The following is a 25,088-nucleotide window of genomic DNA, read 5'->3' as shown; positions in this document are numbered from 1 at the left end:
GCACGTGCAAGAGAAATGGAGGAACTGAAAAATGCGTACAGGAGAAAACGACCAGGGATTAAGGAAGATCCTGGACATGACCCGATTGATCAGCATATCTGTACTGATTATTCACTTTTATTACTATTGCTATTCAGGGTTTCATACATGGCAGCTGACAGCAGATATTACAGACCGATTGTTGGAGAATATCGCCAAGACGGGGCTGTTTTCCTATTTCCATAAATCCAAGTTAATCGCCCTGGGATTCCTCGGCATCACACTGCTGGGCGCCCAGGGGAGGAAGGATGAAAAGATACAGTATAGAACGGCGGTGATTTATATGGTTTCCGGCCTGTTGTTCTATTTTACTAGCTATTATAGTTTTCTGATACCGGTTACAACACAACTACGCACCGTTATTTACATTGGAACCACCGGAACTGGATACATCCTGATACTTACAGGCGGCACTTTACTGTCCCGTGTTCTGAAGCTAAAAATTAACCGCCGCGATATCTTCAACCAGGAAGGCCAGAGCTTCCCACAGGAAGAGCGGTTAATCAGCAATGAGTTCTCCATAAACCTGCCTGCTACATATAAACTAAAAAAGCAAACACGCAAAAGCCATATAAACCTGGTCAATCCCGCTAGGGGTGTACTTTTGGCTGGCCAACCAGGGAGTGGAAAAACCTGGTATATCCTGGAGAATATAATCAAACAACAGATAGAGAAGGGCTACACCATGTTTATTCATGATTGGAAGTACCCGGACCTTACCCTTATAGCCTATAACCATTTCCTGAAATACAAACATAGGTATAAGGTTATTCCAGGTTTTAATGCGATTCTTTTTGAAGACCTGACCCGATCTGGAAGATGCAACCCATTGGAGCCAAGTGGGATGGCAGACATTACAGATGCAGGGGAAAGCGCGAGGACAATCCTCTTGGGACTCAATCGTAACTGGATTCAACGCGGAGGTGATTTTTTCGTGGAATCTCCGATTATTTTTCTGACAGCCATTATCTGGTATCTCAGAAAATATCAGGATGGTAAATTCTGTACGTTGCCTCACGTCGTGGAACTCATTCAAGTTGAATACTCCAAGCTGTTCACTATTCTACGATGCGCACAAAGCGAAATTCAGCCATTGATAAGTCCGTTCATAACGGCGTTAGAAAATGATGTTATGGAGCAGCTTGAAGGCCAGATCGCCAGCGCGAAAATTGCAATGGCTCGCCTGTCTTCTCCTGAACTGTATTTCGTGCTTTCCGGAAATGATTTCAATCTGGATATTAACAACCCACAAGCCCCGCAGATCCTCTGCATGGGGAACAACCCGCAAAAACAAACTGTGTATGGTGCTGTTCTTTCTTTATATATCAACAGACTGATAAAACAAATCAATAAAAAAGGTAAACTCAAGTGTGCAGTGAATTTCGAGGAGTTTCCCACCCTGACGGTAAATGGTATTGATGCCTTGGTCGGTACTGGTAGATCCAATCTTATAGCAACCACATTAGTAGTCCAGAACCTCGATCAGGTAAGGAAGGACTATTCCCGTGAGATGGCAGATGTGTTGATGAATTTATGTGGAAACATCATCTGTGGGCAGGTAAGCGGGGATACTGCCAAGCAGATGAGCGAGAGGATAGGGAAGATAATGCAGGACCGCTCCAGTGTATCAGTTAACAGCTCTGATACTTCGGTCAGCCATTCCCAACAGCTGGAGTTTGCAGTACCGGCATCTACGATATCCGGGCTTTCAGCCGGGGAATTTGTGGGTGTGGTCGCGGATACGCCGGACCAGGTAATCCCACAAAAAGTATTTCACTGTAAAGTAACGAATGACCCTGTTACCATTAAGAGAAATCAGGAGAGGTATAAAGATCTTCCGCTGGTTCGTAGCCTTGATAACAATATTGTTCAAAACAACTTTCTTCAGATTAAACTGGACGTTCAGGATATTGTATCAGCCGAGCTCGACAGAATAATAAATGATCCAGTATTATCGCACTTACTAATTAAAAAATAGATAAATCAAAGTTTTATTAATGTTTTATTAGGCTTTAGGCGGGGTCTTGGGTAGAAAGCCCATATTTCGCCACTGCCTTTCCATCAATTACAGAAACTATGTTTACGAGGTATTCTAGTTTAATAAGCATTTGTTCCAATGAAAGCTGATGCTCTTCATTCAATTGAAACTCCCCCCGGAAGTAGACCAGAAAGCCTTCGTCTACGATACCATTCCTATGGGTATAAAGGTGACGAATTTGCAGTATTCTTTCGATCTCTTTTATTTGGGTGTCATTTATGGCTTCTAGGATTCGGATTTGCTCATTGTCCTTGATAAAGCCTTTTACACTGCCCTTTTGTAGCGTTCTTACTCTGTTGGCGGCAACCATTTGGATTATCTCCTCGATATCTGAACATGCCAGTACGTCTGCCACCTTCACGAGGGATTCGCCACTCTTTAGAGTATTAGGGATAGCCAGGTAAATCTCATAAAGCAGCGAGGAAAGATATGTTTCAAAATTATCCACGCAGGATGCAAACAAAATTCTATTGAATACCTTTCCCTGTTGTGTTGTCACTTTGGCTGTAATATCAGCGGGATAATATGCTTGAAGCAGAGGTTGGTATAGACTAAGTGTACTGTTATAGTGATCAAGAAAGCGTTTTTTGGAACTGGTGGCAACCTTTCGCTCGTTTTCAAGAAGGGTAAATACATCATTGAACTCACGGTAGTTCATGGTAGGTCTGCCAGCGTATCCAGGACTGCTGACATTCATTGTTCTATCATGTATCCTTTGATACGTCTGACCGCCAACGAGTACTGGGGTGTTACTTTTTTCGACGATAATACCAAAAAGCAATTTCCCCTGATGATCAAAGTAGTCACTAAAAACCGTAGGTTGTGGTTCCATTAATCCTACGGCTTTCTGAACCATGCCTTTCATGTTAAAATCCGTGCTAAGGCCCTCTATGTTTTTTTTGTCGATAGGTATCATCCGAATACCGAAAACCAATCCTCCTCCTTCTGAATTGGCAAAACTGGCTAATATCTGTGCAATAGTGTGTGATGGAATTGGAGTAGCTTTATATTCCAACTGTGGCCCTTCTGGTTTGCCTATATGATATTCAAAATATTCTTTGATGTTCATGTTCAGGTAAATCTAATTTTTTTAAGGTCATTATCTTCTACTATTTTGCCAATGGTCAGCTGTATAGGATCACCGGTTGCTTTTGAAACCCATAGTTCGGCGCCTTGATTTTTCAAATGTGCGATTTCCGCACCAGAATAAAGAATGACTTCATTGTTATCTCCCGGTCTGCAAACAATGTCAATTGAACGACCATCTTTTAATACACCAATGAAGATATTTGATGTAGAGGAATCGGCCATGGAGAAATTATACCCCAACCGAATTAAAAAATCCTTTACCTGGCCTTGGGTTCGATCTATTTTGCTTTCGGCAAACATAAAATATTCAACCGATGGAACAGAAACGTGGCCGAACAGTTCGGCAAGGTTCTTGTCTTTTAGCGCTTCCTTGAACTCCTCATAATTTTTAACACCCAAATTAACCAGTATGTCCTTGGTTATCTCACTAATGTCTGGTTGGGGTGGCTTGCCGAAATTGTTTTGTAATATCAGTCGCAAGTCTTCTACTGACGCAACACCATTTTCTTTTAGCAGAGCGTCTAAATCTGCGGCCTTCTCCATGGAAGTAATAATCGTGTCGGGTTCACAAAGACGGTGCCGATTAGTGTATAAATCTCCAAACAGCAATTGCGCCTTGGTTCTTTTTTCATTAAACCAGGTAAACAACTTAGCAAATGCTTTTTGAGTATCCTCGTCTTGGCGCATATCTGCCATGAGACTACCTGCAAGAGAGGATATTTTTTCGGCAATGATTGTATCGGTGACTGTCATTGCATCGCTAAAAGTAAGTAGCAGAGACTGATCTATAAGATTTTTTCTATAGTCATGACCTAACAGCGCGGAAATGTCTTTGAGCGTTTCATCAGTATTAGGTCCTCCCATTAATTCTTCCTTAGTACGAAAGATGCCGTGCTGGTTTGGCAATATTGGAAAATCTGTGGTGTGTACTAAATGTTCTTGCCCCATTTGCTGTAGCAGTGAAACAAAGTCAGACAAAAATTTCAGAGCGGTTTCAGTATCTTTAAAGCCTAATTCACCCGTAAAGTTCTCTAACGTAATTAGGGACGAAATTTTTTCCAGTATATGGTGAACTACTACAAGGCTCGCTTGTTCATAAATATTTTCTGAATATTCGTTTACTTGTACTTCTTTCACTGGTAGGTCGGGAAATAGGCGCTGCATTACCCCAAAAAGCTGCTGATGCCAGGCAGGCGCATTTCCTTGCAACGTGGTAATAGCAGCAATACTTGCTGCTGGCTGGAGTATATCGCCTACAGGTGCTTCCTTTAAATATTGGTTTAGTGCCGTATAAACATTCTCCCTTTTATAGGTGAAATGAACAATTTTATATTTTGGCTCTTCTTTATATCTATTTTTTGTGATAAGTTCATTTCTACGTAGTTCATGCCGAATGTCATAGCCAAGCGTTTTCAATACGTCTTTGAATACATCCTCCAGGCCATTGTCGAACTTTACGTCCTTCATGAGCCTAAACTGGCCATTCTGATCTGGGATGACTGCTATAGAATTGCTTACTATATCCGCTACATAGATTTCCTCAAAATTGAGCAGGTCATAATAGTTGTTCAGCCAGTCGTTGATTTTACATTTTTCCCCAAGGTGTTCTTCGAGATTGGTAATATTACCCTTGTTAGCAATAAATTCGCTCAATGACTTTAACGTGAGCTTGTAGCACCGCGGCCACAATACATCAAACCATTCGCCAATCTCGGTCTCCCGGGGCATGGCATGAGGCCATAACTGCTTTCCAAGATGATAAAGTGACTTCCGTACCTCAGCATTTACATGTGCTGGGAAGATGACATTCGCTGTTTTTTCTCCATCATCAATTTTAACCTTTTCCCCGCTTGCAAGATCGACTATAGCCATTGAAGAGAGAGCGTCCAGCACTGGGTTTAACATCTCGTTTTTGTACCAGGTATCGCTGAGCCAGTCGCGTTTAAACTTGGCATTCGTTTTTGCAATATTAAAAATATGCTGCGTCTCCTTGTTACCATCACAATACCTGAGTAGTTGTATGTATAAGCCTACAGCTTCCTTTATCAAGGCTTTATTCTCATCGATACCGGCTTCCTTAACATCTGACAAAATGATGGTACTTCTGGGGTCATCAAGGTCGTAGTAAGAGCTATTGGCTATTACCGGGAATGGAAAGTCTTCACTTCCAATCATCGGGAAATCACAAAACAACCGTGGTTGGGTGTCGTCTAGTTTCTGGAAGTACAAGGTTCCATCGCTGGTAATCACGGGCATAGCAATCTGCGTACGTTTCCCCATTACACTGACAATCTGCTGCCTCGCCGGTACGCCAAGCCCGTCTATAGTTTCTACTGTAAAGAATGTAACGCCGTTTTTTTCTTTTGTCAACTCATCCAGTAGCCGATACGTAATGCCATAGTTTTCAATGGTAATGGACTTAATAACCGGCACAAATACCAGTGTGAAGATCATAGACTGAACTAGATCTTGGAGCCCTATTTTGGCTATTTCCACACTATGGGCGTCGAGATGGTAACGGAAGGTAGTGGAAAACTCATGCGGGTCATAATCAGTAATATCTTGCAGTTCGTCAAGAGTTTCCAAAATGGCTAGAGATGATCGCATACTTTTCATGACGCCTTCCACGTCGGTTGCGCTACGATCTAATTCCAGAAGACATTTTTTATATGGAAGACTATCTGCTTTTATGATCGTCTCCAGCTCCACTTTGGGAGATAAGAGATGCGTTGTAAGGAAGCCGCTGCCAAACTGTCCGGTAGGTCGTTGCCCTTCTTCGTATTCTTCCTGATCCTTGGAGGAAACAGCTTCTACCAGGTAAGTGATGTTTTTTACGGAAAAAGGTCTACCATTATGTTTAAATTCTAATACTGCCGGAGCCGTTTCACTACTCAGATTGATTGAAGCGTGAAATGGTACCCCAGGGCTGGCCACATCTTTCCCATTTTGTATCAATTCCCATATCCAGCGGCGGACATCTGACGGGTGGGCACCCTGTCGCAATTTGCGCATTTTTTCTTTAAGATCGCCGGCTACTTTCTTCATATAGCCGTCTTGGGTCTGCTGCTGTACTAAGGTTTTGTAGTTCATTTTCACAGATATATTGAGGAAAACCGGTTAAAATATACGAATAAATAAAATAGTTAACTGAAAATACATAAGAAAATTTTTTATATACCTATCATTAACATGTGTGTATATCTGATATCAATGAATACAGGGATAATCAATAAGGAAAATGGATCTGCCTACTCAAAATTTTTTCTTAATTTGCTGCCGACAGGGAGAAAGAGCGCATAAACGTTTAAAAACGATGTTCTTTTATATCACGACACAATTTTGACACACTTTACTTGTAAGATATTGAAAACCAGACTGTAAAGAATCCAGTTCTGGGCACTAAAGTGGACAAATCGAAATTCATCTCGGTTTGTCCATTTTTATTTTCTGGAAAACCCGCGTCCAGCGTATATATTAGCTTGACGGCTTCATTAAGTCGGGCGGTTCGATAATTGATTCCATCAAAAACGAGTTTTTCGGGAAAAATCGAACCAATAATTTGCCGCTTCTTCTTCACATCTCCATCTTTATAAGGCTGGTCAAGGGTTACAAGGGATTTTACGGCTTTGTCCAACAGGGATTCTATATTATTTGTCTTTTAGGTAGCATCCATGAGTTTAGCTTCCAGCAGAATAATTTTTCTTTCGCTCTCAGTTTTGATTGCTTTATAGTCAGCGGCATCTATTTCCTCCGTCAGTAACAATTTTCTTGCTTTGCCTTTGATATGAAGTTACCTTTGCATTCAAAAGCTACCGAAATCGGAGATTCTTGTCTTTTTAAGCTCAGTGAAGACCTACATCCTACAGATTTATTATGGTCTGCTGAAACTCATTATGATAGACGTCAATAAAGACCAGAAACCTACTGGATTTTATAGAACCGGTTGTTTCAACTATTGGGTGAGTTAATGATGATTACGTCATTGGCTAGAAGAAATGCTTAAACAGCGCAGTGATAAATTTGTATCAACCTCAAATCGATTATATGTCAGATCCTAGGGAATTAATTACTCACAAGAAACTTGCAATTATAATCGCAATTGAAAATTATCGAAAAGGTATTACAAGTATTAACCCGGTTAAATATGCCAGAAATGATGCTGAACGATTTAAGCAAATTTTGATCGATGATTTCGGCTATCTGGAAAGTGAAATAAAACTTCTGCTTGATCACGATGCGGTAAAATCTGCCCTTGAGAATGATATTCCTTATGAGATTATGAATCTGACTTCAGAATATCAGCTTGTTTTTTACTATGCTGGACATGGGTTTTATAAGGATGGGGATAATAAACTCACGTGCTGGGATTCACATCCGTCTAATCTTAGTGGAACGTGTGTTTCTTTAGACGAGATTTTGTTTACCCCTCTATCAAAAAGTGATTGCAAAAAGAGCCTAATATTCTTGGATTGCTGCTCATCTGAGTTAAAAGATTCTTTTGGAGCTCGCGATGTACTTTCAGATTTGGCCCCTCATGAGTTTGAGCACTTTATTCAACCAGATGATTATCATGCTGTATTCATGTCTTGTTCTCCTGGCCAAAAATCTCATTCATGTGATATTCTCAAGCACGGCATTTGGACTTGGCATTTGACGCAGGCCCTTTCTGGAAAGGAGGATGCTGCGATAATCAATGATTTTTTCATTACTGATGCTTCGTTACAGAATTATCTTAGCCATGCAGTTCCCGCATATATAACTAAGGAAACCGATATTCGTAGTACGCAGCGCCCATATGCAAAAATTCATGCTAAGAACAATTTTCTAATCCGAAAACTTTCAAAGGATATCACTGCATTTGACAGCAGTTTACCTGATCTTAGATTAAACTATTCTAAGGCAATATTTCGAAAAATCGACAGTGAAAGGATAAAGGATGCGCCTGGTTTTCGAAAAGGACATTCTGTTCCAAAATGGAAAAATGCTACATCGATTAAATTCGTACAAGAACTATTTGCAAAGGATGTTGAAAATGATATTCAATCAGTTTATGATGGTGCAAAAAAGATATTGAATTTACGCGGCGCTGAAATTGATCAAAATGCTTCCATTGACGGAGGGTATATTAAATGTGAGTATTTTCGTTACTATTTGGATATAGATTTAGATGAAGACGATCTGTCAAAAGCCAAAATGACTCGTCAATTAGAGCTTAGAGTCCCAAGAAAAAGGCTGCCTAACAATTTTGACTCAATATTTGACATGTACCTTGATGAATTAATAATTCCAATAATTGGAGATATTAAATTTTCAGACGTACTTAATCAATTTGAAAATTTAGCGGAACAGTATGGCGGTAGTGTCAAAGACCGGCGAGCTAAGGGAACTGTAGAGTATCTCACAGATAGAGCAACATCTATTACAATTAATACAGAAGAAAATGAACTAATAATTACACATTATAGCCCTTTGCGTAGTTTAGCACTCATAGATAAATCCATGGAAGATCTTAAAATGATTAGTTCTCATAAAATAAAATTCTTAGGCGAATAAGCACGAGAAAGTTACATTAAGCTTAATTTACAGACTATGCTGTTTTCTGGCAGATCAGTTCCATAAAATAGTAAAATTTCGAGATGATCAGGAAATGTAGTTAGTGAAAAGTTTCAATAAAATAAACTTCTTACTACCAGAGATTTATTATAGGATATCGCCGCTCTCATTTCTAATTCAGATCCAAAAATGATAGATCATTCTCATTAAAAATAAATTTAGCTGTATTCAAAGAAAAATCATTTATCAAGTTAAGAAAATTTGAAAAGGATTCTCCAAACTTAGGGTGAAGAAGTTTAAAACCAGCTTTATCTGCTATTAAACTAAAGTGCCTTTCAAAAACATCCTTCGCATTCATCTTTATTTGATTAAGGGTGTCAATATTTACGATTGTCCCGTGGTGAGCTATAACATTTCTTAAAATTGAAATCATTTCAAAAAATCCAGACCAATTTGTTTTCAAATCAACCCTTACTATTTGACTCACGAACGCACTAAACTCTTCAGATTTCACTTTTAAAAATTCGATAATATATCTATTATTTGTCGTATCCGCATTTTCCACAGAACCCTTTATCCTATCCTGAATTATTTTCATATTCTTTCTGTTTCCCAAAGGATTTCCCAAAGCAGGAAAATAGGCTAATTGAATGCTGCGTAACAATAGAAGTTCACATGAATTATAGGCTTTAATTATTGAAAAATTCATTAACCAGCAAAAAAAATTCATCTTATATATTTGCAGATTCTTTGATTCTACTTTAAAAGATTTCCTGTAAATTTTTAAAGATCCACAAGGAGCATCACTTTGCAAATCGTAAACATTAAAAAGAGATTCAAATATTCTTTCACATTCTCCTACACTTTCTGTAATATATTCTTCGATCATTTTGTCTAAAAATGATGCCCAAAATTTGATATCGTTAGAAATTGAAAAAGAGAATTTCGATAAAAGTTGAATGCCCCTTGAATATCTAAATTATCTACTTGCATTGCTTTTTTTAAAAATATTTATTAAATCACCTGAGTGAATTAGTCACTACAAAAGAAATCGTTACTACTTTATCACAAGCTCAGAATAATTCGCTATCCAATTTTCATTAGTTTCTTGTTTTTATCTTGGCTGGAAATTTATGACTACTCACTTTATTTGGGAAATATGTACCGGATTTTCCATAAAGTGAGGCTTTTTCGTATAAAACGACAAGAAGAATATCTGTTCGAATGATGATTCTATGAATTTCTTCGTTAAACTAGCTACAATTCTATCTGGGGTGTAAAGTATCTCATAGAAATCTGCCCAGATTAATAATACGGATGAAGTTCCATTATTTTTCTTTTCAAAAATACTATTTGATTCCAAATCAATATCTTCCTGTGTAAAATAGATATTATCAAAATCATAGTTAATATACAATTTATCTCTTCCAAAATAATTTGAGTGGAATCCTTCTGGTATACTTTGCAATGAAATATGATGCGTTATATGGCTTAGTGGATCATCTTTTGGGGGAATTGAGTGATTTATAAAACTTCCGTCTCTTAAGCTCAGTTTATCAATATTTTCATTTATAAGTGCGTGTATTCTTTCAGCGAGAATATTGTCATTCTTCTGTTTATTTATTGGTAAGGCTGTGTACATTTCAATTGGATAGATAATAACGTTAACAGGCACTTCAAACGATCCTAGTTGAAGTATTTTCGAAATTATGTAATCAACCCTTTTTTCCGCAGATTTTCTTCGTAATAAATAGTTTGTCAATGTGAATCTAGTTATTTGCACCGTTATATCAGGGGAACCTAAAGTCTTGATAATCGCATCAGCACCTTTATTACTATCGTCATCACAAACCAAAACACCAGTAACATGAAAATTATTATAGATCAAAGCTTGTGCATATAGGTTTGTAACAAAATACTCTTCTTGCTTCTTATGAGTAAATAGATTGGGTGCCAAATATGTAGGCATTCCCCTACTGTAGCCAATTTTAAGGCCGCCTACGGCATTTGCATTAGGATCGAGCATGAGGTGTCATTTTTTAGTTCTTAATTTGTAATATTTCATTGGCAACAAAGAAAATTTTATCTTCAAATTCTTCAGTCCATTCTTCAGTTAGGTTGGATTCCTGGTCTGTGACATCTAAAGATAGTCTACTTCCTACGTGTCCGATTTGAGCACCAATTTCTCGATACGCAACCACCGGATAATTTTCCATAATGAAAACTAATATCTCCTTAGCCACATCATTTGGAAAGCTGTTACTTGGTATTAAAACATCCAACAAGTACGGATATGAATTACTAAATACGTCACAGCATCTAGGGATATTAAGTACAAAATCACCGTTTTTATCGGAATCAATAATCTTCGTAAATGATATTAAACGTATGATTTCTAAACAGTTCCAAAACATGGCTTCTACCGAATAGTGTTTGTTAATAAGATGATTAATATATCTATCTGATGGATACTTCCCACTAAATTCTAGAAACGCATTCATATTTATCAATCCGTCTAAAAGATCATTTGCACTAAACCCAAGATCCTGATATTCTTCTATACTAACTTTAATGATAGCTGGAAATCTTTCTTTGATAAGGCTGAATGATTCATGTTCATTAAGCTGACGTATTTTTATATAGTGGTATATGCTAAGTGAATCGTTTTGTAAATCAATCCTATATTTTAAGAACGCTATGGCTTCATCTTTCAAGCTTGGATAGTCTTGGAAATGCTGGACTACTAAATTTGATTTTAAATTTAATAGTGATATTTCAGTCGGGATAAAATCTAAACCTTTATTAATCCATTTAAGAGATTCAATTATATTCCCAACTTTCTCGAATACATAAGCTATCCAATAGTAGCCTTTAGGGAATCCATTCAAGAGGGTTTCTTCATTTTTTATTAAGCTTGAAAAAAGATTTAAGGCTTCTTCATGCTTGCCATAAACCTTAGATAAAGTGACTCCCTTGCTAAACAATGCTTCTCTAAGGGTAGGGTTTATCGCTAAGGCATTATCATAACACTTTATTTCATCATCATGTTGTCCCAAATTCCAATATATACTACCTAAATTTTTCCAACACTCGGCACTATTGGGATTCTTGCTTAAGCTTAAATTATAATACTCAGCGGCCCTAGTATCATCTCCAAGAGAACCTAAAGCATTGGCATAGTTATACAATTGAAGTGCATCAGAGTTTGAACTTATATATTTTTCAAATATCATTTTACCTGATAGGATCATTCCTTTGTCGCCTGTCCGAATGCCAAATTCAGTCAATATACATGCTTTTACTTGTAGAATGTAATCAGTTTGAACGAGGTTTAATAAACGATTTATTGTGAGTAAGGCTTCCTTATAATTGTGAATTAAATAATGGCTCCAGGCAATTGCCTGTGTTATGTTAACATCATCTTCCTCCTTTTGCAACTGTTTAAACAAAAAAATGGCTTGTTCATATGCCCCTGAATAAAACGCCTTCCAAGCAGCTATTTGTGTAGCAGATAAGGTTTTTATATCTAAATATTCAATGAACGATCTTCTATTGAATATTTCTTGTATGAAATTTATAATATCATCCCAATCAATTGCACTAATTCTTTTATTTTTTGAGATAGACGCAGTATATGTTTCATTGGATTTCGTTAAATCAATATTCAATTCGTGTATCCAGGACCAGTATGCCTCATCATCTTCTAAATCGTATATAATGATCATTACAGGCTCAAGCCTTGAAAAATAGTAGCTTACTGTTGAATGCTTCAATGTAGCAGAAATAGTGTTTTCCTTCTTTGAAGCACCAGTACTTTTAAGTTGAACAGAAAAATTCAGACCTGTCATTCGGTTATTTACAGATATTTCAACATTAAAGTCTATTCCATAATCGTTATCTGGAGAATTAACCACCCATTCATCGGGAATAGATTTTTGGAAGAATTTTCTGGATTTATTTTCTAAAATATGTGACTCATGCCTTATTGGTCCACTCATAAGTAAAGTAGATATTTGGTTTACAATGCTATTAGCGAATTTAACTAAAACTAATTGCTTATCCTTCTTGAAATAGGAAATTACTTATATTCTCTTTCTTTTATATTTCCGCCCCTGTTTTCTTTTGAAAAGAATGGGTCAATAAAATCTGACTCGCTATTCCCTTTTTAAAAGATGGCAGATAGTTCAGTCTTATTAAATAGCTATTTTTTTGCTTTCTGATGACCTTTATAAGATTAGTACTTAGTGATGCATTTCTCTATTCTTATGCTTTTTTTCTCTTTTTAAATCCTTCTTCCGTTAATTCAAAGGGCAAGTAGTTTGGCATAATTTCAGGTTGAAGAAGCTGCTCTAAAAGACTTTGAAGGTCTTTAATTATAGGTACTGAAGGAGCATCTGGTAATATTTCACGAAAAAACTTTATGGATACAGCAAGACTTTGTCGTTTCGTTACCCTATCTAAAGCAATGGATTCAGATACTTTTTGTTGTGCCTGTTTTTCCTTTAAATCTTCCTTTATGCTGAGGATTTTCTCAATTTTTGGTAATGAAAAATCAACCTCACTTCCTTTAAATTTATCTTTTTATTATCTATAAAAGAAATACCCCGACCTTTAACTACCTTATATCCCAATGCCTGCGTTCTACTCTCAAATTCTAAGTAAGAGCATACCCATTTTAATGTCTCCCGAATATCTGTTTTTAGTTTTTCCTTCCGGACATCTTGCCTAGGTAGTTGTCTTTCACGGGGTGATAAAAAGGCACGGGGCTTAAAACTTCCTTTAGATTATATTGTTTTTCAAGCCTTCGGCAAAAGGCTGCCATTCTCTTATAGTTGTTGATATCGCTGATTACTTTCCCATTAAATCCAACCCGGTTGGCGACAATGTGTATATGCGGTTCACTAGTATCTTTGTGCAATACGCATGTATATTGCTTCTCTGATACACCGAATTCTTTAGCGCATTCCTGACCAACTTCCATAAGCTGATTATTAGTAAGTATTTCGCCGGGAGCCAGGCGTAAGGAAAAATGAAATACCGGCTTTTCTACCCGTTTGCTAAGTTTGGCAACATCAATAAATTGTCCGGAGAGTTCTTTTAAATTCCCAAAGCATTTGTTGTAGCTCAAAACTTCAGCCCGTTTTTTGTGTTGGAGATTGTCTTTTAGAGAAAGTTCCTCCTTCTTTTTTCGGACAATTCCTTTTTATCCTGCAAACAATAACGGATACATTCAAAAAAGGGACTTCCTGTGCCTACACAACCAATCATTGGAAATAGTTTTTAATTTTTGATGTTAATGTTTTTAATTCTCTGGATTGTACTTTCAGATTGGCACGTTCAAGCGGGCTTAATTCTTCCATGCTGTTCCTCTTCTTGGCGATCTGATTCAGGTTTGCTGCTGCATGATTGAGTGTGCCAGTTAGTTCTAAAACTTCTTTCGGCAATGCTTTTTCCTGCCTGTCAATTTTTCCGGTCATGGCTATTTCCCGCAAATATTCTGAAACGGAAAGATTAGCACTTTTCGCTCTTGCTTCTATAATGCGCCTTTCGTACAGGCTGCATTTAACGGCTAATATTTGGTCTTTCTTTACAGTTTTTTTGGGGCGGCCTCCCTTTTTCTTCGTTGGTGCATTCTGCTGCTCCATATCAACCTCCTCTTTATTTTTTAAATGCGATAGCGTGAAAAAAATTCCTCACCGAATGCGATAGCATGAGGTGAGCCAGCCGTTTTGGTTTTACCAAAACATAGCTGGCTACCAGATAACAGCCGATCAATAATACTTCCTTTTCATCAGCAGTTAAAATTTAGATGATCTTTTAAGACCGGTGAAAAAAATGATGAATCGCCACGACCGATAGCAGAACTCCATGCAGCATGCAAACACCGAAATATCACAATTGAAAAGCATTACAGAGAAATATTTCAAAAGTTTCTTTTGCTCCCCTTTTCCCAGATTCTACCGCTTATGCATAGAACATATCGCTGATAATCTTTCGTTCTTTGGCATGGCACATTCATTGAGCCATTTCTTCATTAACCACAAAACAGTTAACCTGTGAATATCGGAGAAAAGCTAAACAGAACAGGTAGCAAAATCCTCTACTTCTATGGTTATGGAAGAAAGAAAGGGCAACGACGATCTTACGTCCTCCTTCTGATCATTTGTAGGTTACGACGGGGGAGGTAAATTTTTTACAATGAAGGCAGAAGGCAGGCTGGTATCTTTGTAAAAACAAAAAAAATGGCTAGAATCACACCTTTTAAAATAGAAGTACCACAGGAAGTATTGAACGATCTGTCAACAAGATTACAGCAAACACGCTGGACTGATGAGCCGGAGAACGCTGGTTGGAATTATGGAACAAACCCTACCTATTTGCGTGAACTGGTAGATTATTGGCAACATAAATATGATTGGAGAGCGCAGGAAGTTGCGCTGAATAAGCTACCCCAGTTTAAAACAACAATAGATGGTATCACGGTTCATTTCATACATGTTAAGGGGAAATCTGAGAACCCCAAACCATTGATCTTAACACACGGTTGGCCCGATAGTTTCTGTAGGTTTCATGAAGTAATCCCGATGCTTACTGATCCGGCAAGTTATGGAGGTAATGCAGAGCAGGATTTTGATCTTGTCATACCTTCCATACCAGGTTTTGGATTTTCGGACGGTGTTCCCCAAAGCAGTGATAAAACCGCAAGTTTATGGGCCAAACTAATGACAGAAGTTTTAGGATATCAGTCTTTTTTTGCCGCCGGAGGAGATATTGGTTCAACCATCAGCAAATCATTGGCAAATCAATATCCTTCTCTGGTTTCTGCTATTCATATAACGGATGTGGGCTATCCAAACGGAAGGGAAGATTGGGCAACAATGTCAGCACCGGAGCAGGAGTTTGGTCGCGTTATTCAACAATGGTTTTTTGCTGAAGGTGCTTTTAACCTTGTTCAGACTACCAAACCCCAAATGTTAGGTTACGCCTTAAATGATTCACCAGTAGGATTAGCTTCATGGATCGTGGAAAAGTTTCATGGTTGGTCTGGCAAACCTGAAAATCTTGATGATCACTTCACCAAGGATGCGCTGCTCACCAATATCATGATATATTGGGTTACACAAACTATCAATACCTCTATCCGGACATATACCGAAGAAAGTAAGGCGGCGTGGACTACAGGGCTTAAATCAGATATGAAAGTTGAAGTTCCTACCGGTGTATCCCTGTTCCCTGGAGAAGCCCCTTTTCCTATAGAATGGGTCAATAGAAAAGTAAATGTGCAACAGTTTAATATCATTGAAAAAGGTAGCCATTTCGCAGCACTGGACACTCCTGATTTATTTGCAAAGGAACTTAGAGACTTTTTCTATAGTAGATCTTAATTTGCAACCAGAAAATTAAAAAGCCTTCAAGTCGAAAGATTTGAAGGCTTTTTAATTCCCTTTATTGAGCTGGTTTTCTTTTGCAGGGTGGAAAGGGACATGTTTCGAACTTTTTTCTGAAGATTTATTGATGATAACTGCTTGTAGACTGAGTGTTATTAAATTTATCCTGATATATCGCCGGGGTATCCTGAAAAGCAAAGCATCATCCGAACAATCGTTGTACCAGCGCATCTTTTTTCAGGGGAGACACTTCAATTTCTTTTCCATCCATTAGTTCCAGCGTACCTCCTTCCCCCTTTCGGTATTTTACCACGTAGTCGAGGTTTACGATTACAGACCGGCTTACCCGCAGAAAAGAGGAACCGCCGAGCGTATCTTCAAATTCTTTCAATGTTTTGGAAACGGTGATCTTCTTGTTGTTGGCGAGATGAAATATGGAATAGTTGCTCATGGCCTCCACATGTGTAATCGTTGACTTGTTCACAAAATACACTCCTTCCGCCGTCGGGAGCGCCAAACGCACCTGCTCCTGCTGCTTGCCCACAGCCGGGCGCGTTTCTTTGGATTGGCGTTTGGCCATTATTCTTTTGCTCAGCCGATTAATTGCTTTTTCCAGTTCTTCTTCATCGATGGGCTTTAACAAATAGTCTATTGCACTTACACGCAAGGCGTCGAGTATATAGGTATTATGGGCAGTAGTGAAGATTATTTCAAAGCTGAATTCACCCAGGCGCTCAAGAAATTGAAAAGCATTCATGCCAGGCATTTCAACGTCAAGGAATAAAATGTCCAGTTGATGAGTTTTAATCTCTTTCAGTGCCTTTTCAGGAGAATTATAGATGGCAGCAATACTGATACTATCCCGGAAAGCACTTAGTTTCTGCTCCATGAGCCAGCTGCTGCGGGTCTCATCATCAAGTATTGCCGCGTTAATCATGATCTGTGGTCTTTATGCATATAAACGGTATTCCCCAAAGATAGTTCAACTCATCGGTTGTTGGTTATTCAATCAAATGAGCGAATCCGGTATAGCTAACGTTGTACAACAAAAACCGAGTTCGCCATGGCGCCTTTGCTGCCATCAGTAAGAGGGGCGACTGCTCCGTTTTTCCAATATGTGGCTGCCACGCCATCACGGCCTGCCACATACACATCATTGCCCGATACATAAACTGAAGTGGCAGTGCTATTGTTTTCACTAAGAACGATCGCTGTTCCGTTTTCCCATACTTTGGCTGCATCGTTTGTGTTTGTACTGTTGCTTCCAACCCCTGCTACATACACATTGCTGCCTGATACATAGATAGAAGTGGCCTGGCTACAATTAGTAAGGGGGGTGGCTGTTTTGTTTTTCCAATATACAGGCCCGGTGCTTTTCGCCCCTGCCAGGTACAGATCGCTGCCCGATACATAGACGGACAAAGCTGCGCCCGAGTAATCGAGCGTAGTGGCTGTTCCATTTTTCCAATAAGTGGCTACTACGCCATCACGGCCTGCCACATACACATCGCTACCCGATACATAAACTGAATAGGCGGTACCACCGCCTTTGGTAAGAGTGGTAGCTATTCCGTTTTTCCATACTTTGGCTTCTCCGTCCTCAACCCCTGCCACATACACATCATTACCAGATACACAAACTGATTTTGCATAAGCATATTTAGTTCCATCAGTAAGGGGAATGGCTGTTCCATTTTTCCAATATATGGCTGCCCAGCCGTCGTTGCCTGCCACATACACATCGCTGCCCGATACATAGACGGAATTCGCGGAAGCACCTTTACTGCCATCACTAAGGTTGGTTGCCTTCCCGTTTTTCCAAAGTTTGGCTACATTGTTTGTTCCGTTGCTTTCATACCCTGCCACATACACACCGGTTTGTTCTTGCTGTGCAGGGGTATTACCGCCGCTTTTTTTACATGCGGTAAAGGAGGTAAGAATTGTTGTTAACAGGATCGCAAAACAAAACTTCTTCATCATTCTGTTTTTATTTTGAAGATAAGCAGCATTTGATCCCTTATTTGACGAAATGAGCGAACCAGGTAGTTCACCGAGTGAATCCCCGGTATTACCTATGGAAAATCTTTGAAATTGATCAAACAACCGCTAACTTTATCAGATGGGTATCTTCTCTTTAAAGTGGATCTTCCTCCTCCTATTTCCCATGGTGCTGATCCCGGCTGTTTATGGGCAGAAGTATGGGCTGCATGCCATTGATTCTATGATAAAAAGTCTGCCGACCGCGAAAGAGGATACCGATAAAATAAGGCTGATCTACCGGATCGGGGATGCCTATACCACCATCGATCCCGTAAAAAGCATGCAATATGCGCGCGATGGGCTGGCCAGGTCTGAAAAGCTGAAATGGAACAAAGGTATTGCGGCGTTCAACATTTCCATCGGCAATGTTTTATCCTATACGGGAAAGTACGATTCCTCCATTTATTACTATAACCAGGCCTACATTATTAATACACATATCGGCAACACTGCCGGTGTTATCGCTGTTTTGCTGAACATAGGCGCCGCATACCAGGATATGGGCGACTATAACAAGGCCGTTGCATATTTATACAAGATCGTGCCAATGGCGGAAAAAGAAAATGACTATAATGATCTTTCCATATCTGCTCACAACCTGTCAGAACTATACTACCTGATGGGCAATGCCGGTAAAGCGTTGTTCTATGCGCAGCAGGCAGTAGGGTATGCAGAAAAAGACAGCAATGACCTCAACAAGGCAAATGCATTGGATGCATTGACCAATGCCTGGTTACTGAAAAAAGATACAGCACGGGCAAAGGGCTATTATGAGAAAGCGTTGCTGGCGTTTCAGCAAATCAATGACCGGAAAGGGATGGCGACCATCTATCATGAACTGGCGGTAATAGAGAAAGATAGGGAGCAAAAGATCGAATATGGGTTAAAATCGCAAAAAATATGGGACGAAATAGGCCCCGCTTTCACCATTTCTCTTGCCAACATGGAGAACCTTGGAGTCACTTTCTTAGACATGACTACCTACCGGGGAGCGCCACGGTGGCTCGATTCAGCTGAAAAATATATCCGGCGCGCAAATATGTTGAGTAATGAGACCAACAATGCCGAATACATAGCAAGAACTACGAATGCCCTTGCCAGGGTGCAGGAAGCCAGGGGGGACTATAAGCAGGCGCTGGTTAGCCTGAAAGAAGCCACCAGGCTGAAAGATTCCCTTTATTCTAAGGAAAACCGCGAAAAAATTGCGGAATTGGAGACCAACTATCGGTTGGAAAAACAGGCGGGGGAATTTAAAGAAAAGCAAAAACTGGCTGCACTTCGTTTGAGAAACCTATGGGGTTATGTCATACTTGCTTTAGTGGTTATAACAGGCGGTTTTCTGTATTTTCTGAACAAATACAGGATAAAACAATTGAGATTGCAACACGCTGTACAACAACAGCAGGCCGAGCGAAAGGAATGGGAATTGAATGCTCAAAACCAATTAATGCAAAGTGAGCTGAAAGCTATTCGCGCACAAATGAATCCGCATTTTATTTTCAACGTCCTTAACTCTATCGAAGCATTCATAATAAGCAATGAACCTAAAACAGCCAGCCGCCTGTTGCAAAAGTTTGCTGCACTGTGCAGGCTGATGCTGGAAAATTCTACGCAACAATATGTCAATGCCGGACTGGAGTGGCAGGCATTGAAGCTTTATGCCGAGCTGGAGGCTGCGCGTTTTAATAATCAGTTTTCTTACGAATTTGAACAGGCCTCCGGCACAAACCTTTCTGAATTACTCATTCCTCCTATGATGGTTCAGCCCATTGTGGAGAATGCGATCCATCATGGCCTCAGCCATATAGTGGATGGTAATTTACATTTTAAAGTGACCGTTATGCGCGATGGAGGCCTGCTTATATTCATCATAGAAGACAACGGAAGGGGGCTTATTAAAACAACGGAAGAAGAAAGACCAGATGACTCTATAAAGAAAAAGTCTTTAGGACTTGCACTGCTAAAAGAAAGGATCGATATCATCAACCATTCACTCGGAAAAGAAACAGCGGCATTTTCCCTTGTGCCCAACAGGTCTGGCCAGGGCGCTGTTGCCACCTTACAATTGCCGGTTTTAAATTATTGACGCACCGGGCTTTTTGTTCATTGGGGTCAATAATACTTCGTAATTTCATGTTAATACCTCCAATTGCATTCTTTACAAACCTTGCCCCGGAAAATATCTGCTGGCCTGCTTAATTTTTTCTTCTCTCCATTTGACAAACATAATGTGCTGAATAAATTCCAGGAACTGGTAATCATCTACCAGGAGACTATATAAATATTTTGTGTAAACGATAAAGCAACTGTTTAGAGTCTCCGAATTGTGGTACAATGTTTAGAACTGTCAAAAGCGACCCACCTATTGCCATACCGAAATTCCAATGATAATCTTCCTTTCAGTTCAGGTAAATCATCTGTTGCAACAATCATTATTGTTCAATAATTGATTACCAAATCTTGCAGCTCCTAAAATGTGGTACAATAGGACATTACATTACATGCTGTGTGCAATGTATGACAATATTTGTATCATGGAAACTGATTGGCTGCGTATTGCTGTCTGTTAGGAAGGTTGGATTTAGAATACCCGTTGACAGTATTCGATAAAGCAATGCGTACAAATATACTATCCTATACTACGAATAAAGTGGAAATAAAGTAGTATTCAAATAGCACTGAATAGCTTTTTTCTTCATGATACTTGCATAATCTTCTTCGCCATCGCAAAGCATACATTTCTATATGCAAATTTATTAAATTTTAAAAGTATAACAGCTAAGTATAACAAGATAGTGGTACAAAATGACCTATCATGCTTATACTGGCCTAAATACAGGCAGCAATAAGACCCAAAATACACAGAAGGCCATCCTGAATTTTTCAGAAGGCCTTCTGTGTAAATATCTCTATTACCGGGGAAGGCAAGTAAGCTCGTTACCCCTTAAAATATTACTTTGCCCAAAAAGGCTTTTCTGTAAACTCAAAGATGATCTTGTCAATAATCACCGGGGTACCTACTGCCAGCTCCCATTCACCATTAAGGTTCGTAAATAAGGTTCCTCTTTGGCTTGGAGCGCTGCTAAAAGTGATGTATAAATCTCTTCTGCCTTTCCCATCCTTATCCAATGCTGCCAGCTTATCCGCTATGCTATCAAATTTCACCGTTTGCCAGACCCCCTGGTCTTTGAAGTTAACGGCGTACAGGTTTTCCCCCACATTGGTTCCAAAATTTACAGCAAAACCGTCTTTACCAGGATCAAAACCCGTCATTGTAGCATCTTTTGACACCGCTCCTTCCGGATCAAAATCTGCGATTTTCATTTTGCTGCCGGCACAAACAACGGTAATGCTTTTTAAGCCTTTTAAATTATCATCCTCTCCTGCACCCCGAAATAAACCAATGGAGGTACAAAAATATTCCCATGCTGTAAATCTGCCATTGGGGTCACTGAAATCGGAGAAAACGAAGGGTGTTGATGTTGGCAGTGCACAATAGTAATTTTTAGCTGTTGTAAAAGAAGCATCGGGATCATTGCTGCCAGATGTAATTGTTTTGATCCTGTTAATAGCCGTTACGCCCTTCCTGTTGTTTCTCACCCACCCAGTGCCAAATATTGGAGAGTTAGGATAAGTATTGGTCAATGTAGTTGTTATCAGCTTGTCATATATATCTGCATCGGCAGCTATAGTTCCCAAACCTGTATATATTCCCGTCTTAGCTCCTGAAAAGTCCTCCACATATACAAATGTTTCAGGCTTTTTAACATCATCAGTATTACGGATATTTAACAATACACCGTCTTTAGTTGCCCTGACAATACCTGTGAAACCAGTGGTCAGACCCGGGTAATCCGTATTTTCAAAAGCCGCGCCACCAGCGATTTCCGATTGAATGCTTGTAGTTCCAATGGTGTAGGTAAGTGTACCGTGATATTTACCTGTTCCGGTAAACAGTCCTTCGCCTACAGCCACCAACGTACCATCCCAGGCAGCTTTGTTACTAATAATGTCTGCAATAGTTGTTTGCTTTGGGGTGACGGTCTTTCCTGTAGCGGTGGTTTTGGCACTGTCCACAGGAATACCATCCAGTATGATCTCTCCATTCTGCTGCACGAGCTTTTGGTTGGATACACCTAATTCCACTTCATCGCCCAGTGAGAGATTATGTGCTGCTGTAAAATTTACGATGATACCTGCAGCATTATCTGCCTGCGCAATTACAGCGGTTTTGGCATCAATGTTTTTGCCAATTTTGTCTGATATGACGATACCTTTTACCTTAAAAAGTTTTCCCGTTTCAGTCAGGGTAACAGCTGCTGAAGTGCTTTTGGCCTTCAGGTCTGTAATGCTCATGTTCACTGTTTCCACCTTCTGTGCCGGGGCAGTATCTTGTTTGTCTTTCTTACAGGCCATCAGGCCGGTGAGTGTAATGGCGGCCCAAAAAAGGCAAAATTTTGCGTTCTTAATTTTTGTCATGGTATGCGATTATATTAATTTAAAATTTTGTCAATGCAATCTGCGCACGCTAACGCGGAGATTGGAAGCAATAGCCACCTGCTGGTATTGATTGTTCCGCATTTTTATGCGTCTGTTTGTTGTGCTTTCAAATCCTCTGAAAACCAACTGGAAGCAACTGCCGGATACAGCGGGTACTGTTTGGATCAGCAATGCATTTGTTTGCCCTGGTTTGTGAAATTTGAGCCAGATCATATTCCGCGTTGCAGCCGCACCAGCAGTGTCCAGCAAGGAGGTATTGCTGCCGCCTGATGGCAGAGATACCGGCAGATCGGAGGTGATCAGATGACCCTTATCGTCTATTCTGTCAACTTGCAATGCACCGAAATCGGGAGAGAGATTCAATAGCTGTACCTGCACTTTTCCAGAGATCCCTGTCAGGTTTGCAGGAAAAGAAAAAATGCTGTACCCCTCATCTGATTGTATATTTTCCACCAGGTACTGGGTGATAAAAGTTTTTGGCTGCAAATCAACCGTGGTATCCTTTATTACTGCCAACGTACTGTCGGAGGTATAAGACAGATGAAAGTTACCCGCGCGCACCGGCAACCAGAACACCGATGTATAGTTTAAATTAAGCGGTTCACTCAGGCCATCAGGAGTTAAATCACTGATGCCGGTCTGACTGGGAACCTGCCTTACTTCCCCATCAAAAGGAAACTGCAGCGGGCGTGTTCCGTAAATCTGTTCGCTCAGCAATCGATTATCCAGTGATAGCTGATTATTCGTATTCAAGGCCTCTGCGAGATTGCAAAAATTAATGTAGGTATCCAATCTATCTCCCGGCAGCTGATCCTCTTTTTTACAGGCGGAGAATCCTGATATGCTTAACATCGCTATAAAGGCGACTTTACAGATATCTATCTTCCTAATCATTGGTATTTTGTTTTAACAATCACAGTATTTTGATCAGCGGTCATATAAATCATGCCTGCTGCATCGTAATTAAGCATACGATCATTGCCCTGCATGATAAAGTCATTATCGATGAGCTTTCCCGGAGCATAACGACGACCACGTTTATTCTTAAAATCACGTGTGCCCAAAGCAGGATATTGGTTGTAATATTTATGCGCGGGAAATTGGTCCAGCCCCTGATAATACAGTATCAGCAACTGCTCTCCTGGAAGCGGCAGATACCCCTTCAGGCCAGACTCAGCTGCAGACCTGACTTCATAATCACCTGATAGTACGGAAAATGAACCGCTGATATAGGGCACTGCATTTTCATAAAGAATCTTGCTGTATTTGGCGGGTAAAGTATAAAGGGTCATCTGATTATCCAGATCATATTGCACCAGGTCATTCAACGACCGGTGAAGGCAGTATAGCACACCTTCTTCTACATCCCATGCTTTGGGCTTACCAACAATAGCTATTCCGGGGATTCTGCTGTTCAAATCATCCGCGTAAAAATAACTGTTGGTTACAGGATTCCATATTTGAGGAAAATCGTTACTATTCTGTACTCTGAACAGATATTTCAGGCTTCCGGAAGCCGTTAGTTTAGCAACAGCATAGTTGCCTATATTGATGTATAGATTGCCCTTGCTATCTGGTATCAGCTCCTGGCATTTCGGTAATTTCACCTGCTGGCTGCTCCCTTCAAAAGGCTGATAGTTCTCCAGTACCGGCTGGTTCACAGGTATGGCAGTACGATTGAGCGTAGTAAGGATTTTTGTTTGCAGATTATAACTACACAACCTGTATATTTTATTCCCCTGATTATCTGCACCACCATCTGTAGTGATGGCCGAAAAATAAAGATGCTGCTCCTGCGGATCTAGGCCACCGGCATTGAAAGAGGTAATGGTAAAGGCCCCCATATCGTCCTTCAATATTGTTTGATCCGCCAGCATAGTTTGAGCACCATCCGGAGCAATCCGGACCAGGCTGTTATCTTTTTTCCAGAGATAAATATTTCCCTTGCCATTGATGCAATAAAGTGTTACTGCACCAAAAGGCAAATCAGCATGCTTCACCAGTTGCAGGGAACGTGGTAGTTCTCCATTGCTGCTACTTTCAATAATTTCAAAACCTGGCCAATTAGTGCTATTTCCGCCAGAAATAACCTCCAGGCTTTTGTCGGGGCCAAGCCCCATTTCGGGTGTGATAATAAATTGTACCCTATCCAATGTGGTGGAAGAGTCGATAAAAGGCCTGTTTACCGGCTTTACTTTTTGAGCAGCAATGATCATTGCTCCAATGCCACCCACCTTAATGGTGAGGGCATTCTCAGGATTTAATCTTCCTGTGAGCGTTACCGTATCACCTATGGCATATACTGCATTATAGTCCTGCAATATTTCCGGTTGTGCATGCAGCTTTTGATAATATTGAGCTGCTTTTTTGCAGGAAGACAATAACGCCAATGAGAGCGCTGCTGCACAAAGTATGCTCGTTGTATTTGTTGTTAAACTCAT

Annotated in this window: 17 protein-coding genes; 4 read left to right on the top strand and 13 right to left on the bottom strand. The window is 39.8% G+C overall.

What is annotated here, in order from left to right; translation table 11 throughout:
- Positions 1 to 31 precede the first annotated feature (31 nt).
- The gene (mobC, locus tag UNH61_RS05895) at positions 32 to 2,017 is read left to right on the top strand and encodes a conjugal transfer protein MobC (RefSeq protein ID WP_326991205.1); all 1,986 of its coding nucleotides are present in this window, start codon (positions 32 to 34) and stop codon (positions 2,015 to 2,017) included.
- A 34-nt stretch (positions 2,018 to 2,051) separates the two neighbouring features.
- Here mobC and UNH61_RS05890 read toward each other — a convergent pair whose 3' ends face one another.
- From UNH61_RS05890 to UNH61_RS05880, 3 genes are all read right to left on the bottom strand, one after another.
- On the bottom strand, positions 2,052 to 3,146 hold the full coding sequence (locus tag UNH61_RS05890) for an ATP-binding protein (protein ID WP_326991204.1): 1,095 nt from the start codon (positions 3,144 to 3,146) through the stop codon (positions 2,052 to 2,054).
- Between the two features lie 2 nt (positions 3,147 to 3,148).
- Positions 3,149 to 6,256, bottom strand: a complete 3,108-nt coding sequence (locus UNH61_RS05885) for a hypothetical protein (RefSeq protein ID WP_326991203.1) — start codon at positions 6,254 to 6,256, stop codon at positions 3,149 to 3,151.
- A 259-nt stretch (positions 6,257 to 6,515) separates the two neighbouring features.
- Positions 6,516 to 6,800 (bottom strand): hypothetical protein, encoded by a 285-nt coding sequence (locus UNH61_RS05880; RefSeq protein WP_326991202.1) that lies wholly within the window; start codon positions 6,798 to 6,800, stop codon positions 6,516 to 6,518.
- Positions 6,801 to 7,210: 410 nt separating this feature from the next.
- On the opposite strand from UNH61_RS05880, the gene UNH61_RS05875 reads away from it, so the two are divergent.
- Positions 7,211 to 8,719 (top strand): caspase family protein, encoded by a 1,509-nt coding sequence (locus UNH61_RS05875; protein WP_326991201.1) that lies wholly within the window; start codon positions 7,211 to 7,213, stop codon positions 8,717 to 8,719.
- Between the two features lie 172 nt (positions 8,720 to 8,891).
- Here UNH61_RS05875 and UNH61_RS05870 read toward each other — a convergent pair whose 3' ends face one another.
- The 5 genes from UNH61_RS05870 to UNH61_RS05850 all read right to left on the bottom strand — a co-directional run bounded on the left by UNH61_RS05870 (position 8,892) and on the right by UNH61_RS05850 (position 14,364).
- Complete coding sequence (locus tag UNH61_RS05870; RefSeq protein ID WP_326991200.1) at positions 8,892 to 9,608, bottom strand: hypothetical protein; 717 nt, start codon at positions 9,606 to 9,608, stop codon at positions 8,892 to 8,894.
- 252 nt (positions 9,609 to 9,860) lie between these two features.
- Complete coding sequence (locus UNH61_RS05865; protein ID WP_326991199.1) at positions 9,861 to 10,745, bottom strand: hypothetical protein; 885 nt, start codon at positions 10,743 to 10,745, stop codon at positions 9,861 to 9,863.
- A gap of 13 nt (positions 10,746 to 10,758) precedes the next feature.
- A complete protein-coding gene (locus UNH61_RS05860; protein ID WP_326991198.1) occupies positions 10,759 to 12,717 on the bottom strand; it encodes a DUF4365 domain-containing protein in 1,959 nt (652 codons plus the stop codon).
- Positions 12,718 to 13,418: 701 nt separating this feature from the next.
- Positions 13,419 to 13,847, bottom strand: coding sequence for a relaxase/mobilization nuclease domain-containing protein (locus UNH61_RS05855; RefSeq protein WP_326991197.1), 429 nt, complete (start codon positions 13,845 to 13,847; stop codon positions 13,419 to 13,421).
- A gap of 136 nt (positions 13,848 to 13,983) precedes the next feature.
- Positions 13,984 to 14,364, bottom strand: coding sequence for a mobilization protein (locus UNH61_RS05850; RefSeq protein ID WP_326991196.1), 381 nt, complete (start codon positions 14,362 to 14,364; stop codon positions 13,984 to 13,986).
- 597 nt (positions 14,365 to 14,961) lie between these two features.
- On the opposite strand from UNH61_RS05850, the gene UNH61_RS05845 reads away from it, so the two are divergent.
- Entirely contained in the window at positions 14,962 to 16,104 is a 1,143-nt protein-coding gene (locus tag UNH61_RS05845; RefSeq protein ID WP_326991195.1) for an epoxide hydrolase family protein, read from the top strand.
- Between the two features lie 205 nt (positions 16,105 to 16,309).
- Here UNH61_RS05845 and UNH61_RS05840 read toward each other — a convergent pair whose 3' ends face one another.
- Both UNH61_RS05840 and UNH61_RS05835 read right to left on the bottom strand, forming a co-directional pair.
- Positions 16,310 to 17,044, bottom strand: coding sequence for a LytTR family DNA-binding domain-containing protein (locus tag UNH61_RS05840; RefSeq protein ID WP_326991194.1), 735 nt, complete (start codon positions 17,042 to 17,044; stop codon positions 16,310 to 16,312).
- Between the two features lie 95 nt (positions 17,045 to 17,139).
- Complete coding sequence (locus UNH61_RS05835; protein ID WP_326991193.1) at positions 17,140 to 18,087, bottom strand: hypothetical protein; 948 nt, start codon at positions 18,085 to 18,087, stop codon at positions 17,140 to 17,142.
- Between the two features lie 139 nt (positions 18,088 to 18,226).
- Here UNH61_RS05835 and UNH61_RS05830 point away from each other — a divergent pair, with 139 nt between their 5' ends.
- A complete protein-coding gene (locus tag UNH61_RS05830) occupies positions 18,227 to 20,233 on the top strand; it encodes a tetratricopeptide repeat protein (protein WP_326991192.1) in 2,007 nt (668 codons plus the stop codon).
- Positions 20,234 to 21,099: 866 nt separating this feature from the next.
- On the opposite strand, the gene UNH61_RS05825 is transcribed toward UNH61_RS05830, so the two are convergent.
- The 3 genes from UNH61_RS05825 to UNH61_RS05815 are packed head-to-tail and all read right to left on the bottom strand — an operon-like array spanning position 21,100 to position 25,088.
- Complete coding sequence (locus UNH61_RS05825; RefSeq protein WP_326991191.1) at positions 21,100 to 22,626, bottom strand: DUF5689 domain-containing protein; 1,527 nt, start codon at positions 22,624 to 22,626, stop codon at positions 21,100 to 21,102.
- Between the two features lie 30 nt (positions 22,627 to 22,656).
- Complete coding sequence (locus UNH61_RS05820) at positions 22,657 to 23,541, bottom strand: hypothetical protein (RefSeq protein WP_326991190.1); 885 nt, start codon at positions 23,539 to 23,541, stop codon at positions 22,657 to 22,659.
- Complete coding sequence (locus UNH61_RS05815) at positions 23,538 to 25,088, bottom strand: hypothetical protein (RefSeq protein ID WP_326991189.1); 1,551 nt, start codon at positions 25,086 to 25,088, stop codon at positions 23,538 to 23,540. The genes UNH61_RS05820 and UNH61_RS05815 overlap by 4 nt, the downstream gene beginning before the upstream one ends.

This window comes from Chitinophaga sp. 180180018-3, assembly GCF_037893185.1.
Lineage (GTDB): Bacteria > Bacteroidota > Bacteroidia > Chitinophagales > Chitinophagaceae > Chitinophaga.
Note: the sequence above shows the minus strand (reverse complement) of the source record. Positions and strands in the feature narration are given on the sequence as shown.